Consider the following 18,076-nt stretch of genomic DNA (forward strand, 5'->3'; position numbering starts at 1 on the left):
TGAAAAATTATACTATATCTTTAATTAATTTTTGATTTTTTGAATCATTTTATTTCCTTCCTGAACTGTTAATTCTTTATTGGCAACTTTCTTCAAGATTGAGCGTAATTTTTGTTTCATTTCCTCCTGTGAATCTCCAGATAAATAGTCTTTTTGAATAGATTTTTTATGATCTCTTGGGAATGTACTTCCTCCTGTAGAAGAAGAAATTTCCTGGCTGATATATTTTGCTAAATCTAATAAAGTAGGGTAGTCGTATAGTTTAGTTGCTTTGATATTCAAATTGTAGGTTTTATTGATGTTAGTTATCCATTCTACTCCCACAATAGAATCTAAACCTAAATCAACAAACTTTTTGTCTTCTTCAATTTCACTGATATCCGCATACAGAGCTTCTGCTAATTGTTGTTTCAAAATTTCTTTGACTTGTGATAAATTGCTCTGGGGGTGAGTTATTTGAGATTGCTTGCTAATGCTTGCTTCACTTGAGGCAGATGGCGATCGCTCTACATCAATATTTGTACCCTGAGCTGATAGGGTGTGAGCGACATATTTAGCAAAATCTGGCAAAGTAGGGTAATCGTATAGTTTAGTAGCTTTTATATTTAAATTGTAGATTTTATTGATGTTAGTTATCCATTCTACTCCCACAATAGAATCTAAACCTAAATCAACAAACTTTTTGTCTTCTTCAATTTCACTTATATCTGCATATAAAGCATCTGCCAAACTTTCTTTGAGGGTTTCTCTGATTTTAGTCACATCTCTATCAAGGCTATTCAATTGAGTTATATTTTCAGATTCAATATCAGCAGCAGGTTTTACTTGAACTGCTTTTGGTGTAACATCTATAGTTGATTCAGCATTCGATAAAGATAGTGATTCTGGATCTGATAATTTTAGTTTTGGTTGCTGTAATATTTTGTCTTTGTTCATTTGTATTTCCTTTAGTTTAATATTTACTCCATCGAGTTGTACTTTTTTTTCAGATGTTATGCTCTTTTTGTCTTGACTTTTTCGTTCTCGAATATCTGTTATCCAATACCTTTTTCGTTGCCAAGGATATGTTGGTAACTCTACCTTATTACGGAAATAATCCCGATCAAATCCTAACCAATCAATTTTTATTGATCGTACATACAATTGCCCCAGACTTTGTAGCATTTGTAACCAGTCTGGTTTCCCAGAACGTAAACTGGGCAACCATAGTTTTTTTTCTCCCATGAGACACTCACGACCCATACCTAAAAGTATGGGTTTTGAGCCTATTTCTAGGAAAATTTCAGCACCTTGTTTGTGTAAAGTTTCCATCCCTTCCGCAAATCTTACTGGTTGACGCACATGACTCACCCAATATTCAGCAGTGGTTATTTCTCCACCTACTTCTTGACCAGTAACATTTGATATTAGTGGTATTTTTGGTTGATTATAGGTGATTTCTGTGGCCACTGTTTCAAATTCTGTTAACATTGGTTCCATCAATGGGGAATGGAAAGCATGAGATACTTGTAGCGCCTTGGTCTTGACTCCAACGGATTCAAATTGACTACAGATACTTGCTATGGCTGCACTCTCACCTGAAATTACTATACTTTCTGGTCCATTAACTGCTGCTATTGTTACTTGGGAACTATATTCTTTGATGGCCTCTATTACCTGAGATTCTGATGCCATTATAGATGCCATCTGACCTCCGGAGGGTAACTTTTGCATCAACTTTCCCCGCATGGCTATTAATTTTAAACCATCTTCTAAACTAAATACCCCTGCTACTGTTGCTGCCACATATTCTCCTACACTGTGACCCATGACTACATCTGGCTTTATACCCCATGATTCCCATAATTTAGCTAGGGCATATTCAAGGGCAAATATAGCGGGTTGAGTATAAGCTGTTTGGTCTATCAAAGTCGAACTTTCATCTTTAACCTCAACTGGATAAAGTATATCTAATAAAGAAACCTCTAAATAGTTTACCAGCATTTCACTACACTGGTCAATAATTTTATTAAAAGTGGGTTGAGTCTCGTATAACTGCCTTCCCATTTGCAGATATTGAGAACCTTGACCAGTAAATATAAAGGCTATTTTTGTTCTAGTTTCACTTATTTGTTTTCCTGAAAATATTCCAGCAACATTCTCACCTTGTTTATATTGTTTGAGTTTCTCTAATAACTCTTGTTTATCAGAAGTAACCACTGCTAATCTGTGGTCAAATTTTGATCTCCCGATGTTGGCTGTGTAGCAAATATCCCCTAAATAATTATCATTATTTTCGGCTTCTAAATAACTTTCATAACTATTAACTAAATCTTCTAGTGCTTTTTCAGTCTTGGCCGACAGAGTTAGTATATGAACCGGACGTTCTAGATATTCTTCACTTCTGACTTCTGACTTCTGACTTCTGACTTCAATAGGAGCCTCTTCTAAAACTATATGAGCATTCGTACCACTCATACCAAAAGAACTAACTCCTGCCACCCTTTTCTCCCCTTTGGACAACCAAGGAGTCAGTTGAGTGGGTACCTTCAAAGGCATATTTTCCCAATCAATATAAGGGTTAGGATTAGCAAAATGCAGATGAGGCACAATTTTATGATGTTGCAATTGCAAAATCACCTTAATCATACCTGCTATTCCAGCTGCTGCTTCCAGATGACCGATATTAGTTTTAACTGAACCGATGTTCAATGGATTTTCCTGATCACGTCCCTCCTCAAACACCCTAGCTAAAGCTCTCACTTCCATAGGATCTCCTAGAGAAGTTCCTGTACCATGAGCTTCCACATAACTCACTTGTAACGGTTTTACCTTGGCTGCTTTGAGAGCTTTCTGAATCAGTTTTTCCTGAGCCAGTTTATTCGGTACTGTCATTCCGCTACTTGGTCCATCATGGTTAACAGCCGAACCAGGAATTACTGCTGATATCCTGTCCCCATCCTTGAGCGCATCCGACAAACGCTTCAGTACCACAATGCCACATCCCTCTCCCCTACCAAAACCATCTGCAGCAGCATCAAAAGTTTTACACTTACCATCAGGTGCTAGAGCCTTTAATCTTGATAGTGCGGTTGTTACTTCCGGAGAGAGAATTAGTTGAACTCCTCCAGCCAAAGCCAAGTTGGACTCACCCTGACGCAGACTCTCACAAGCTTCATGGATAGCTACTAGAGATGATGAACAAGCTGTATCTATTGCCATTGATGGACCTTGCGTTCCTAAAAAGTAAGATAACCTACCTGCTACAAAACAAAACAAATTTCCTGTAGCATCGTAAGGGCTTATATCTTCGGCTGCTTGGTGAAAACCTAAATTCGCGTAATCATTTTGACCGATACCCAGGAACACCCCTGTCTGAGTGTTTTCTAATTGTTGAGGGTTAATACCAGCTCTTTCTAAAGCTTCCCAAGTTACTTCCAAAATGAAGCGTTGCTGTGGATCAAGACTATAAGCTTCTCGGTTAGAGATTCCAAAAAATCGTGGGTCGAACTGATCTACTTTTTCTACTAATGCTGCGTGACGGATATACATTTTCCCTGGAGTATCAGGGTTGGGGTCGTAGTAGGAATCTAGATCCCAACGTTCTAGGGGAATCTCTGTAATGGAGTCTTTGCCATTGGATAACAATTCCCAGAAGCTTTCTGGTGTGTTGGCATTTCCGGGAAATCTACAGCCTATGCCGATGATGGCTATTGCTTCACTTCTTGAGCGATCCATCATCTCCAATTTATTAGTTTCTGCTTCTTCAGAAGATGAATCAATTTCTGTTATCTTCCATCCCATTAATTCCTCTATATATGATGATAATTTGGCAATGGTTGGGTATTCTATGGCTATTGTTTCAGGTAAGGTTGTTCCTAGTTGATTTTGCAGTCGATTTTTTAATTCTATTGTCATCAAAGAGTCCATTCCCATAGAGGCAAAACCTACATTTACTTCTGGTAATTTAGATGAACTTAAACCTAGTACCTGAGATACTTGCACTCGAATGTGTTCAGTTAAAAATTCCTGACGTTTCTCTAGTGATGCCTCCTCTAATTTTGCTAAAAATTCGGCTTTAACTTTTTGGTGTCGTGTATCTTTTGCTGCCCATTCCTCCTTCTCTAATAATTCTCGTAGCAATGAATTTTTTTTGATACCACTCCAACTTTCTGAGAGTACCTGCCACTCTATACTTGCTACACCTACCTGAGCTGTAGCAGATTCATTTGTTAATAGTAAATCTAAGGCATACATTCCTTCTTTGGTCGCCATCTCAGTTATGCCACTGCTGTGCATCCTATTTTGATGCTCCACTGCTAAACGAGCAGCCATTCCCCCTGATGCCCATGCTCCCCAATTAATCGCCAATCCTGATAATCCTCTGCTGCAACGATAACTAGCTAAAGCATCCATAAAGGCATTGGCTGCAGCATAGTTTCCTTGGCCAAGAGTCCCCAACATCGAAGCTATTGAGGAGAAACAGACAAAGAAATCTAATGGCTGATTTTCAGTTAATTTATGTAAATGCCAACTTCCTTTTACCTTGGGCGACATGACTTTGGCAAAACGCTCCCAATTCATTTGTTGTATGGTTCCATCATCTAACACTCCTGCTGTATGAATTATGCCTTTGAGTGTTGGCATTGATATCTGAATTTGTTTGAGAATTTTGCCTATGTCTTCTTCAACAGAAACATCCCCCAACATCACCTTCACTTGACATCCTGTTTCTTCTAATTTTTTTATAGATTCACTTACTTTTTCTGAGGGAGGGCGACGCCCAGTTAAGACAATATTTTTCGCTCCCTTGGATACTAACCATTGGGCAGTATGTAACCCTAAAGCTCCTAACCCTCCTGTTATTAGGTAACTACCATCTGATGATAAGGATAGGGATTCAGAAAATTCTTGAGGTTCTTGCCTGGCCAGACGAGCTACATAGGTATTTTCTCCCCGTACAGCTAGATTATCTTCTTCTTGTTCATTAACTAATAATTTCCACAGCATTTCTACTTCGTCTCCTGCTGCAGCTTGTGGGTCTAGATCTACTAATCCTCCCCATAATTGGGGATGTTCTAGGGACACTACTCTACCTAATCCCCACAAGGGTGACGCTGCTAGTCCTGTTAGATTTTTTTCTGTTTGGGATAATACTGATTGAGACCCACGGGTTACTAACCATAGTTCAGGAATGCTAGAGTTTTTGACTAAGGTCTGTAACAGGTGTACTACGCTGCCACATCCCCATAATTGAGCTTCTTCTAGGGTTTCCAGGGTTAAGTCTTTTGATTGGGGAGCATCTAAACTCCACAAGTGAATTAACTTCGTAATGGCAGTTTCACTACTTTGTTGAATTTCTTGATACAGCTTTTCAAATGCTTCGGGAATCTGAGGATTAAGTTGATAAGTACCTGTTGCTTGTCTTTGATAGCTCTCTCCTCGATAAACTAAGCTGTATTTATGACCCTGTTGTTGTAATTTTTGAGCTAATTTTTCTGCTACTCCTGTGGTATCGGCTAAAATTAACCAATGACTAGGTTCAATGTTTGCATTGGGGTTGTTTTGAGCTAAGGGTTTCCACTGGATTTCGTAGAACCAGTTTTTGATGGTTACTGCTGTTAATTGTTCTTGATGTTGTTTGGCTAATGTCTCTAATATTTCTGGTAAAAGTTTAAGCTCTTCTGGTGAAAATTTGGCTTCTGTTTCTAGTTGTTGAGTGAGAGCTTCTGTTTTTCCTTGAGTGAGTAGTTTAACAATTGAAGTGTCACTTATATTTTCTGACTTTTGATGTTCCTTATGTTTGTTTTCTGTTATTTCTATCCAATATCTTTCTCGCTGGAATGGATAAGTTGGCAATGCTACTTTCTGGCGACTAGAGTCAGACTCAAATCCTGACCAATCTATTTTTACTCCTGTTACATACAATTTTCCCAAGCTATAAAGCATTTGTTGCCACTCATCCACTCCCGGACGTAATGATGGCAACCAGACACCTACATTTCCTGGTAGACATTGCCTGCCCATTCCTAACAATACTGGTTTCGGTCCAACTTCTATAAAGGTTTCATACCCTTGTTGATGTAGCGTTTCCATTCCTTGGGCAAATCTTACAGGTTTACCGACATGATTAACCCAGTATTGAGGGGAAGCAATAGTATTATCTGCTTTTGTACCTGTAACGTTAGATATAATAGGTATTTTAGGTTGATTGTAGGTTAGTTGATTAGCTATAGCTTCAAACTCTCCTAACATTGGTTCCATTAATGGTGAATGGAAAGCATGAGATACCTCTAGTTTTTTAGTTTTTATTCCCTTTGCTTCCAGGTCATTTACTACACCTGTTACTGCTACAGAGTCTCCAGAAATAACTGTGCTTTCTGGTCCATTTATTGCTGCGATGCCTACGGCGGGCTTCGCCAACGCTATTTCTTTTTTGTGAGGTTCTAGGAGTCTGCTAACTGTAGATTCTGAAGCCATCACAGAAACCATTTCTCCACCTGAAGGTAACTGTTGCATCAGCCTGCCCCTAGCAGCTATTAATCTCAAACCATCTTCAAGATTGAAGACTCCTGCTACACAAGCAGCCACATATTCTCCTACACTGTGACCCATTACTATGCTGGGTTTAATTCCCCAAGATTCCCATAACTTAAATAGCGCATACTCTATTGCAAACAGAACTGGTTGAGTGTAAGCTGTTTGGTTTATTAAAGATGAATCTTGAGAATCTGTAGTTTTGTTATATAGAACATCTAATAGAGAACATTCTATTTCCGTTTCCAATATTATATCACACTTATCCAATACTTCACGGAATACAGGCTGTGTTTTATACAGTTGTTTTCCCATATTGACATACTGGGAACCTTGACCTGTGAATAAGAAACCTAATTTCGGTGTTCTTATGCGTTCTGCAAGTTCCCCTATTAATACTCCCGCTGTTGCCTCCCCAGCTTGGTATTCCTTAAGTTTTTCTACTAACTCCTGTTTGTTTGAGGCGATCGCTGCTAGTCGATGGTTAAAATGGACTCGCCCAGTATTAGCGGTATAACAAATATCGGCTAACTCTGATTCTGCATTAGTGTTTAAATATTTTTGATAACGACTGACTAACTCTGAAAGAGCTGTTTCAGTTTTAGCTGAAAGGGTTAATAGATGAACTGAAGGTTCCTTATCCCCTCTTCTTCCTTCCTTCTTATTTTCTCCTTCCTCAAGAACTACATGAGCATTTGTACCGCCAAAACCAAAGCTACTCAACCCTGCTCTAAGTGGATAAGGTTTTCCTACCCTATCAACTTTTATTTCCCAAGATTGAAGCTTGTCCACCACAAAAAACGGACCTTCTTCTAATTCAATATCAGGATTAAGTTGCTGATAATTTAATGAACATGGAAGAGTTGCATACCTCATGCACAGCAAAACTTTGATTAGTCCAGCCAAACCTGCTGCCCCTTCCAAATGACCAATGTTTGTTTTAACTGAGCCCAAACCACAACTATTAGCAGGTAACTTACCACTTGAACTCAACCCTTTAAACGCTTCATTTAAAGCCTCGACCTCAATTGGGTCTCCTAGAGATGTACCCGTACCATGTGCTTCAATATAACCTACCGACTCTATATCAATATTAGCTTCCCTATAAGCCTGTTCCAACAATTTTGCCTGAGCTTGGGGATTTGGTGCTGTAAAAGAACTTGCTTGCCCTCCATGATTCACTGCTACACTGCGAACAACCCCATAAATAGAATCACCATCCGTCAACGCTTTTTGATAATCTTTAAGTACAACTACTGCCCCTCCTTCTCCCCTGACAAACCCATTAGCACCCGCATCAAACACCCGGCAGACTCCATCAGGAGATAACATACCCGCAGCACTATAAACTTGGTTATTCACAGGAGAACACATTAAATTAACGCCTCCTACCAATGCTGTTTGACACTGCCCACGACGTATTGCATTTACTGCTTCATACATTGCTACCAAAGAGCTGGAACAAGCCGTATCAACAGTTAAGCTAGGGCCGTGAAAATTATAAAAATAGGAAAGGCGATTGGCAAAAGTTGCTGGAGCTGTACCAGTAGCAATTTGAGCTATTTCGGCTGTCTCCAAACCTTTTTCTAATAAACTTCTGTAGTCATAGTGACAAACTCCTACATAAACCCCTACTGATTTACCCTTTAATGTATCCCTTGCATATCCTGCATCTTCCATCGCTTCCCAGGACAATTCTAACAACAGCCTTTGCTGGGGGTCCATTAACTGCGCTTCCCTAGGAGTAATCCTAAAAAAGGATGAGTCAAACAAATCTATATCTTTCAAAAAACCACCGCGTTGAATAGATAAATCTATTTCTGAACTCATGGAGTTAAATAGATTTCCCCAACGCTCTGAAGGAAGATTCTGCATTGAGTCCCGACCTTCCTTAAGTAGCTGCCAAAATTCTTCTTTAGTATCTGCTCCAGGAAAACGGCAAGCCACACCTACAATGGCTATTCTTGCTAGTGAACTGCTCTGGTTAGAATGCATTCAAATTTTCCCCCTGATTCAAAATTTCCCCCTGTGGACCTGTGAAAACGTTGTTTTTTTTTCAGTCATAGTCCTACTAACTAAAATTAATATCTTCCCGTTCTGAAAGATACTCTGCTACCGCTATAAGAGTTTTGTAACTAAAAAAGAAGGTAGACTTTAACTTAATCCCAAACTTTCTTTCTATAAGAGCACGAAATTCTAACAACTCCAGTGAATCCATTCCTGACTCCATTAGTGGTGTGTCACCAGGCAATCTCTCCATACGTTGAACACCCAGTAGAGATTTTAATAATTTTCGACATTCCTGTTCAAAAATTTCTAATTTGGATGAACTTTCTTGTGAATTATTAATACTAATAAAATCGAATTCTGCCTGCCCATGCTTACCATTTTCTGTCAAATTTTGTTTAATTTTTTCAGAAAATGTTTTCTCCTGTACTTGATGCTTTCGAGCAAATATAACAGATTCTCTTGCCTTAGAAAGAGCGTGCATCTCACAGGGTAATCCCAATGGTATTATTTCATCAAACCCACAATCACTGAGAACTTTTTGCCACAGTGGTATACTCAGTAAACAACCAACTTCTAGTCGGTATTCTGGATCTTCAAACAACCAAAATCCTTGAAGCAACCCTCCAAAGTATAAAAGAATATCAATTGGTTGAGTAAACTCTAGTAATGCCAATAACCCCCCAGTATTTAATAGTGAGTTACTGTTATTTAAGGTTTGATGAATTAATTTTGTGTTATGGAGTACGTTATTAGCAATTACCACATCAAAACTTTCAGACTTTATCCCCTGAGCATCAAGAGATTTTTCTATGTCAAAGGTTTGATATTTCACCCAAGGAAACTGCTTGAACTTACTCTCACCATAACGTGTAAAAACGCTAGAAATATCAGTAAACCAAAATTCAATTTGCTCTGCATGAGAAGCTAGCTTTTCTAGCAATATTCCTGTAACACCTCCTGTTCCTGCTCCAATCTCCAAGATCCGAATAGGTTGTGCCCTCTTTTCTTCTAACAACCGCTGTTCTACTTCCCAGCAAACCCCATCTGCTAGCAACTCATTAAAGTAGTCAGCAACACGATGTCCTAGAAATAGTCCAGCAAATAGCTCCATATCCCCATCTGTAAAAACAACTTCGTTGACATCAACTTCACCGCGTAGAATCAAAGGATATTTCTCTAGACACCTTTTGACTACTGTTAACCAGGATAAATGAGCAGGATATTTTTCAGAAAAATAATCATAAAAAGCAGAAACTTCAGACGAAATATTTTCTAAGGCAAAGGTCTTACATCTTGCTAATGTGAACACTCTATCTTTCTCAATTTTTAGAATACCACGCTTATGCAAAATTTGTAACAAAGCACCTAAAAGTCTCTGGTAACGTGGTGAGATGTTTAGCTGGGAAACCAACTCAGACTCCTGATAAGATTCACCCTCTCTGAGAAATACACCCATATCTTGAAAAACACGCAAAAGCCAACGTGCGGCAAAGGCTTCTAGCTCATATTCTGGAGCCATTAAATTACATAGTTCTAAAGTAGCTAATTCGTGTAGAGTTATTTTTTCTATAAGCTTTTTGTTTAAAACTGAAGATTGATACCACTTTGATTTTTGAAAGTTTGAGATGGCTTCATGGTATTTTAACAATCCTTCTATTTCTTTTATTCCTGGTTTGACTACTCCCCACTGTTCCACAAATTCTAGTAAATCTTTTGCTAATACTTGCCAATTTTCTACAGAAGTCCTTACTAAAAACTCACGAATTCCTAGCACCTCATTAGAATTTTTAGTTTCTGTGAAGATTGCAGCTACCAATTCACCTTGATATTCTAATAATAAATGTGCTGTTGGAGTTTGTTTCAATAAAACTTGAAAGAAGGGTTCGTTTACAGGTTGATTAAATGTCGCACACTTTAACAGATTTGGTATATCGTTTACAGTTGCATACCGTATCTGATATTTACGCTTTTCAAAATGATTAACTGTGATTCGAGTCAATGGCAACGTTTTCGGATACTTACGAAAAGCTTCTTTCCGTGAAAATAAACCCACCTCTGCTGCTGCCATCAAGAACACATCTGCTTCTACTAAATGTTGCATTGAGAAGGCATGATAGGCATCAAAATGCAGAGATTCACTTTCGTCTATATATTTTTTGACTACTGCTGGCGTTAAACTATGTACTTCTAGGAGCAATAATCCATGTCTAGTTATTATTGATGACCATCTTTCTAAGTGTTCTACTAAACTTTGTACTGCTATGTGAGGTGGTATCAGCTTTCCTTCTCGATCTACATCTACTACTTGATAATCTAACTGAGAACGTGCTTGAGCTATTTCTGTATTTTTTGGAGCTATAAATGGTCGGTCATGATCTAGGAATGAACGAATATGTAATACTTTTTCTGGTTCTATTCCTTGTGCTTTCAATTGCTCTAATAATTTTTCTGGTGCTCCTATATCTCCTGGAATGACTAGATGGGGAATATCTACTAAATTTTTATCTGTGACATCTAATGCTTCTTGATTGTAGTCTACTCCTACCATGATGATAGGATACTCTGTTAATACTTTTCCCCTAGCAGAGAATTGTTTGATGATTTTATATATTCGTTTCAGTAGCGTTCCATCCCCACAACCCATGTCTACTATATAGCTTGGTTGCTCTTCTATTGGCTGTTGGTTAAATATAGATATGATGATTTTATCTGTATCGGCAAAAAACTTTTCGTGTTGAAAGCCACTTGCTACTACATTTAATGTTCTATTTACGTGTCTTTCTTTTTCAGTCTTATTTCTTTGAAATACTCTCTGAGGATTTCCAAATAGTAATTCTTTCATCTGTAACAACATAGGAGCATAAGACGCTGTTGTTCCTAAGTTTAAGGATCTGTCACGCATAAATCTACCTATATCTGTTAAATATAGCCCTTCTGTTTTTTCTTCTGCCCATCCTAAATTGATGAATAATGTTGATAGTTCTTGTTTAAGGGAATTTGTTAATGTGTTAAATATTTTTTTTGATTCATCCAGTAAGTTTTGTTTTTTCAGTTCTAGTAGCAGGGGGATGAGTAATACTCCATCTAATAAATCACTTAGTAATGAGTTTTCTGTATCCCATCTTCGAGATGAACAATTAATCCAATTGCTGATTCCTGTTTCTACTTCTCCTTTTAAATATAACTCAAATGGATATTTATATAAGCTCATCAGAGCTTTAGGGATGATTTGATGTTGTTGACTTTGTTCTGTCAATATGTATTCTTCTGCTTGAGAGCGATATAGGAATGATAATGACTCTAGGAGTCGCATAGCTACCATTAGATGTCCACTATTTGCTGCTAAATGCTCTACTATTTCTTCTAATTTCAGTGATTTTTTCTGTGATAGTAACTCGAATACCCCTGCTTCTGAACAAGCACAAATCACTGGTACAGCTACAAACCCATGAGCATAACGATTTATTTTATCTAGCATTGATTTAATTTTATTTTAGAGCTGATTTATAAAGTAGGCATTCCTGAATTATGGGATGAATCTGATTGGAACCGGAACATCCTGGAAATGTAGGTAATAGTCGAGCAACAACCGAATAGCATGCTTGATCATGTCCAGAGATATGGTTGAAAATTATCCGTGAGGGAGTATTCATCAACCTCATTTTTTGATAGCCAACCTAGGGATTCCATCATTTTTAAGGCTACTTGCAAATGACCCGTATTTGCCCCTAGAGTATTAGCTATTTGCCGGTGGGTTATTCTCTTTTGTTTTATTAAGTCAAATAATCCCTTTTCTCTACAGGCTAAGATTACAGGAATAGAAACAAACCCATATTGATAACGATTAATTAACTCCAGCATTTTTTTTATACCAATTATTTATTATATTTTTTGCTTTTAATACCACTTCTGATCTGGATACCCGCAGGCAGTTTCCATTAAACTAAGCCAGTGAGTCACTCCACTGATTCGTCTCCAGAACCGTACGTGACAATGCACGTATCATACGGCTCTTCATTACAGTACAATCCTTGACAGTGGCTCCTCTAAAACGGATTTTAATCTAATTCGTTAGAACTAAGTTTCTCTATTACCTCTACACTGCTCTACAAAACTGATACAAAGCGTCACATAACGTGACCATCTGATCATGTTTAATTACTGCTGACCCTGAGACCGTCGGCGGTTACTCACCCACAGGCATTAAAGTCAAGACAACCGTATTTTTGGATCCTTATAATTGGGTTTAAATCTCGATATTCCATAAATTGAAACTCCAGTTAAAACACCATCTGCTCCTGCGTGTTGAGCCATCATCTTTTTCTGTTTGTTATTAAGTTTGAGCTTTGTTGTGATGGATCTCATCTGTGTGTTTTGAGAGTAGACTAGCATACTATAGCAAGTCTTATACCCATGAGGTACAACTCTCTGGGTTCTAGGGAGCCGGGAGCGGGGAGCGGGGAGCGGGGAGCGGGGAGCGGGGAGCCGGGAGCCAGGATAAGGGAAGAGGGCAAAAAAAATGTGTACCTCATAGCTATGACGAACGCTATATATAGATAGGCTGCTTAATAACTTTTGGTATCTTATCGTTATTATTTGAGAAAGTCAACACTTTTTTTTTTTTTTTGTACGAAAATAGTTATAAAGCAGACATGACAAGGGATATAGCTCTCATTTTTCGTATAAAACACTCCTATTCATTAGGATTAATTTTCATTAATTATTGTTTACAATCAATAAGCTTATGACTAAATTTTACCAGGGTAAGCTCATCTAATTTAGTAAAAAAGGTACTTGACAAAAGTATCAAAACAGTATCCTTTATAGCTATCAAGGGACAAAACTTGTAGGCTCTTCCGGATCTGTGGTTGAAAACGTATTAAAAGGCACAAAATCGAAAATCAACGTGGCTGGAACTGGCGGAATTACCTGACATAAGCTTGTCTTATCACCGCAAAGCCGGAAGAGCCAACTTGTAACATATAGTAATCTTAAATCATTTGTAAAATCACTGGAATTATTAACAATAGTTGCAACTACGGTATTACGTGCCTTCTGCCTTCTGCATCCTGCCTTAAAGCAGCCTGACGGGGTGACAACCAAGCCAGAAGCCTTATGGATTGGCAATTAGAGCGACTTGTGGTCAAAAAAATAATGCTGATGGGGTGACAAGGAAGCTAGAAGGTAGACTGAATCAGAGTCATAGTTCTTTAGTTGCCAAATCAAATCCTACTACTTGTTTGGTTTTAGTAATTTTTATACCTCGCCGTAGGCGACGCTTTAGGCCGTAGGCCTCCGCTGCGCGAACGAGCCCCGCGTGGCCGTAGGCCAAACGCGAACGAAGATAAAAAGCTATTCCTGGCTTTAACCCTAACTGTTGTAACTGAGTCCAAATTTGGCTTTCTTGTTTAATGAAATGATTTTTTTTAGCTCTTCCGTACTTGTTATTTTAACTTAACAATTTGACGAAGGGAGCAGGGAGCAGGGAGCAGTGGAAAGAGGCAGTATTTAGAAATACTTGTTAAGTAAATAGCCTCAGAATCCTGTCTTGATGCAAAGCGCGAGTGGGGGAAACCACGCCAGTTTCTCATGGGGGAGACCACGGCAGTCGCTCATGGGGGAAACCCCCAAGACCGCGCTGCCTCCCCAAGACCGCACTGGCTCCCCAAGACCGCGCTGCATCGCTTGTAGAGTAAGTTTTCTGTTTTTTTTACCTGAAATTTAGCATAGCAGGTACTGAAGAACCAAGAAATTCGATTCTCTGAAAAAAATGCCACGCGCACGCTAACATTTTGATTCTGTAATTTGTTCCCGATTCCCGATTCCCGATTCCCGATTCCCGATTCCCTACTCCCTTAAAAAACAATATCCCATTCCATAACCGTACATTTTATTTCAATTACCCCTCCGAAAAAAAATTATAAAACCCCTTGACAAATTTAACTATTATCGTTATGATTATATTTATAAACTTAACAACGAATTGTTAACTATGTCTGACAATTTTCGCCCTAATCCAGAAAACAATCCTGAGGATATCACTCCTAGTAATACTCCTCAGGAACCTTTCCGCAAAAAATACCCCATTAAGCACATTTTGAAAGGCTCTCGCCAGGCAATAAACAACACCATGTATACCCTTTATGCACGGGGTTACGCCCAAATTGACGAATGGAGCCCCCTTCAGGCAACTGAGATTCCTGGGGAATTCATCACGGTAATGACGAAATACTTAACTCTGGGTTAAGGGCTTAAATTTTGGGGGGGTTTCCCCCCCCTGGCCAAAGGCCAATCACATCGGATCACGTCCGAATGGGTTTACAACGTTAAGACATAGGTAACAATTCCTAGCCGTGGAAGGTATTTCTGCGGCTATTTTTTTTGGTTAGAATGTAGAATTAAGAATGTAGAATTAAGAATGTAGAATTAAGAATGTAGAATTAAGAATGTAGTGCGATCGCCTTTGGCGCGGCTTCGCCGATCGCTCTTTACCCACTCTTGAGAGTGCTACAATTCAATCAATACGGTTTCACAAAAACAATCTATGACTAAATTAATCCAAGAAACCTTTGAGCAGATCGCACAGCTTTCGGAAGAACAACAAAACGCCCTAGCCATTTATTTACAAAAACACCTCGCGCTTATTTTGCAGCAAGCTGAAAGAGAGAAACGCATTGAAGAAGAAAATTATACACTTAACGACTTCAATGAAGAGACGCAACAAGCGATTATAAATATTGAATAACAAAAAAACTTGACCGTTTGTGCCAATAAAGAATCTCTTTACAATGAACTAGGAATTTAATGCTATCACCGGTTTTTGAAAACCGCTTTAAGAAAGACGTCAAACGGCTACAGAAGCGTGGCAAAAATATGGAAAAGCTTAAAACCGTTCAGGTGCGCTTTCCGTTGGCGAATTAAATTCGCCACGGGTCGCACCTCAATTGATAACTTACTAGAGAGAAAAGAACTAGAACCCAAATACAAAGATCATGCCTTAACAGGAAATTGGAGTGGATATCGAGATTGTCATATTGAACCAGACTGGATTTTAATCTACAAAATCTCAGGAACCCATCTTTTTCTGGTTCGTTCCGGTTCCCATGCAGATTTATTCTAAATGATCATGAATCCGGAAGTGCTTACGCTGATATTGTCTGGTGGGCAAATCCACAGGATAACTTATCCTTTGGTCAAACTTTCATAATTTGCCCACCCTACCTGACTAGGATTTTTAGTGCGATCGCTCTTGTCTGGTGGGCAAATTGACATGAAAACTGATCACTTGGTCAAACTTTCATAATTTGCCCACCCTACCCCTTTCAAACGGCTCAACCATCTCGAAGCTTCTCAATTTCCTCTACAGGTAAGCCAGTAGTCTGGCTAATTGTTTCATTATCTAACAGAGGCAAAAGTTGGCGTGCTACTTCGTTCTTAGCTTGTTTCTCTGCAAAAATCACTAGCCCTTGTTGGTCATGAATAAACATCTCTCTTTTTCCTAATTCCTCCAAATCCTTCCTACTTAAATTGGCCTCAGAAGCAATCCCAAATGCCTGTTGAAACTCAGGTTTTTCGGCCATTTGCGGTGGCACCGTTTCTAAGGAAGGCGCATTTTTTAGAAAATACATCCACAACTCATCTAATTGCTCTAACTCCTCCAACTGCTTCTCAAACTTCGGTAGTTCCACAAACACTAACTGCAAGTGATTTTCGATGTAGTTGATGTTGGTAGTTTCTTCTCGTAACTTGAAATTAGAAATTATCTTATTATGCTCAGGAAACATCACAAAATCGGTAATCGTCAGAGCAATCACTGGCTTGAGATAACGATAGCCTTCTCCTTTACCTAACTGTAGAGAGTAAGCTTTAGTAGCGTTATATAAAACTCTTCTAGCAAAGGATTCTACCTGCAAAACCTGCATTTCAATAATCACCAAAGAACCATTCCTAAGTTTGGCCTTCACATCGAGGAAAGAGTCTTTGAGGATTGGAAGAGGAGAAGACTGATAAGGGTCAATAATTTCCAGGTCTTGAATCAGAGGTTGATTGTGGTAGACCAGAGCATTGAGAAAGCTAATCAGAATCGGTTTACTTTCCTGGGATCCAAAGATTTTTTTGAAGGCAAAGTCGGTTTTGGGGCTGATAAATGTCATTACTTAGCTCTCCACTAAACGTGGTATACTATAATTCTAGCAATTCTTATACCCATGAGGTACAAATTTATGGGTTTTAGGGAGCAGGGAGCAGGGAGCAGGGAGCAGGGAGCAGAGAAGAGGGAAGTCGGAAGAGCCAATAGTCAACAATTATGTGTACCTCATGAGTCCTATAAACGCTAGATAAGGGTCAACCGTCAACAAACTCCGGAATCTCTGGTGGCAACATTTGAGATACAGATAATAAACAATCGGGAAACTGTAACGGTGAAATTGTATTATCATCTGCCAGAATTACCTGACTTTGATACCCTTGCTCAGTTGGTTCTCGAAAAACATGCAATTGACGATTAGTTAAATCAACTACCCAATAATCAGCAATCTCTGCCTCTGCATAATGCTTAGCTTTCTGTTCACAATACCTCCTTAAGTTAGTATCGGCAACTTCAATAATCAAATAAATTTCTGATGGTGTGGGATGATGGCCTAGGTATCGCAGTTCATCTGGCATAACTACGGCTAGATCTGGTTGGGGTTCGGAGTAATTACTTAACTGAACTGGTAATTGTGTTTGAACTAACCCTTGGTGTCCTAAACGATTATCCAACACTCGGTGAATGATCCGAATTCCAGTTGCATGGGGAGGGGTGCATCTCACTTTTAAAATTCGGCAAAAACTACCACGAATATTACCACACTCCCATGAGTAGATGGGTAAATTTTTATAGTTATTTATGAATTATAGCACTATACATTAAGGTTAGGAGATTGATATATAGCATTTATCATAGCTATGATGTACAGAGATTTTGTCTCCTTATTACCAATTCCCTATTCCCTACTCCCTACTCCCTACTCCCTGCTCTATAAGCTATTGCTACACTCAATGCTCGTTCTAAATCTAGCAAAAAAATCGTTAATTTTTCTGCTTCCGTTTCCGTAGCGTGGCCTTTTGGCCATTGCGATACAGCGACATAATTTGCCATACCAAGGAGATAGCTTTGACTGTAAGAGTCTGGCAATTTCAGAATCGTTGATAAGGGTAAATCGATCATAGTCGGTAGCCTATCAACCGGTATGGCGCAGGCTTCTCCCCTAGGAGTTTTAACGATGATCAAAAAATCGCCAACACTGGATAAATCAATAGGATATTTTGTGACAGCAGCGGTTTTATCTAAACTTTGATCTAGGCTTAGCTTAGCTTTACTAGGTTTGACCAGTATTGGTTTTAAAGGCAGCAGCGTCAAGGTTCGATTGTCTAGATGAATTAATTTGTTATCTCGGTTACTCTCCCTAATGTTGCTGGAAAAATCCCTAACGTTTAAGACGACTGTCATTGGTAACGCTAACCAATATTTAGCGATTTTAAAGACAATAACTCGGACTTTTTTCATCTC

Annotated in this window: 9 protein-coding genes and 1 pseudogene; 3 read left to right on the forward strand and 7 right to left on the reverse strand. The window is 38.8% G+C overall.

Features of this window, described 5'->3' with window-relative positions; all coding sequences use genetic code 11:
- Positions 1-24: 24 nt before the first annotated feature.
- The 4 genes from BJP37_RS42580 to BJP37_RS39345 all read right to left on the reverse strand — a co-directional run bounded on the left by BJP37_RS42580 (position 25) and on the right by BJP37_RS39345 (position 14,208).
- A complete protein-coding gene (locus BJP37_RS42580; protein WP_075900458.1) occupies positions 25-8,511 on the reverse strand; it encodes a type I polyketide synthase in 8,487 nt (2,828 codons plus the stop codon).
- 76 nt (positions 8,512-8,587) lie between these two features.
- Positions 8,588-12,004 carry an AprA-related methyltransferase gene (locus tag BJP37_RS16855; RefSeq protein WP_075900460.1) on the reverse strand — a complete coding sequence of 1,139 codons (3,417 nt, stop codon included), beginning with the start codon at positions 12,002-12,004 and terminating at the stop codon, positions 8,588-8,590.
- 128 nt (positions 12,005-12,132) lie between these two features.
- The gene (locus BJP37_RS16860; protein WP_075900462.1) at positions 12,133-12,387 is read right to left on the reverse strand and encodes a dimerization domain-containing protein; all 255 of its coding nucleotides are present in this window, start codon (positions 12,385-12,387) and stop codon (positions 12,133-12,135) included.
- Positions 12,388-14,061: 1,674 nt separating this feature from the next.
- Positions 14,062-14,208, reverse strand: coding sequence for a hypothetical protein (locus BJP37_RS39345; RefSeq protein ID WP_158069621.1), 147 nt, complete (start codon positions 14,206-14,208; stop codon positions 14,062-14,064).
- 310 nt (positions 14,209-14,518) lie between these two features.
- Between BJP37_RS39345 and BJP37_RS16870 the strand changes: the two genes are divergently transcribed.
- The 3 genes and pseudogenes from BJP37_RS16870 (at position 14,519) to BJP37_RS44325 (ending at position 15,646) form a co-directional block, all read left to right on the forward strand.
- Positions 14,519-14,773: a hypothetical protein gene (locus BJP37_RS16870; protein ID WP_075900466.1), complete on the forward strand. Its 255-nt coding sequence runs from the start codon at positions 14,519-14,521 to the stop codon at positions 14,771-14,773.
- A 297-nt stretch (positions 14,774-15,070) separates the two neighbouring features.
- The gene (locus BJP37_RS16875) at positions 15,071-15,271 is read left to right on the forward strand and encodes a hypothetical protein (RefSeq protein WP_075900468.1); all 201 of its coding nucleotides are present in this window, start codon (positions 15,071-15,073) and stop codon (positions 15,269-15,271) included.
- Positions 15,272-15,330: 59 nt separating this feature from the next.
- Positions 15,331-15,646, forward strand: a pseudogene (locus BJP37_RS44325) (type II toxin-antitoxin system YafQ family toxin).
- 211 nt (positions 15,647-15,857) lie between these two features.
- On the opposite strand, the gene BJP37_RS16885 reads toward BJP37_RS44325, so the two are convergent.
- From BJP37_RS16885 to BJP37_RS16895, 3 genes are all read right to left on the reverse strand, one after another.
- Entirely contained in the window at positions 15,858-16,679 is an 822-nt protein-coding gene (locus BJP37_RS16885; RefSeq protein WP_075900470.1) for an Rpn family recombination-promoting nuclease/putative transposase, read from the reverse strand.
- 190 nt (positions 16,680-16,869) lie between these two features.
- Entirely contained in the window at positions 16,870-17,337 is a 468-nt protein-coding gene (locus BJP37_RS16890) for a Uma2 family endonuclease (protein ID WP_075900472.1), read from the reverse strand.
- 187 nt (positions 17,338-17,524) lie between these two features.
- The gene (locus BJP37_RS16895; RefSeq protein ID WP_075900474.1) at positions 17,525-18,073 is read right to left on the reverse strand and encodes a hypothetical protein; all 549 of its coding nucleotides are present in this window, start codon (positions 18,071-18,073) and stop codon (positions 17,525-17,527) included.
- Positions 18,074-18,076 lie beyond the last annotated feature (3 nt).

The sequence above is a fragment of the Moorena bouillonii PNG genome (genome assembly GCF_001942495.1).
Taxonomy (GTDB): Bacteria; Cyanobacteriota; Cyanobacteriia; order Cyanobacteriales; family Coleofasciculaceae; genus Moorena; species Moorena bouillonii.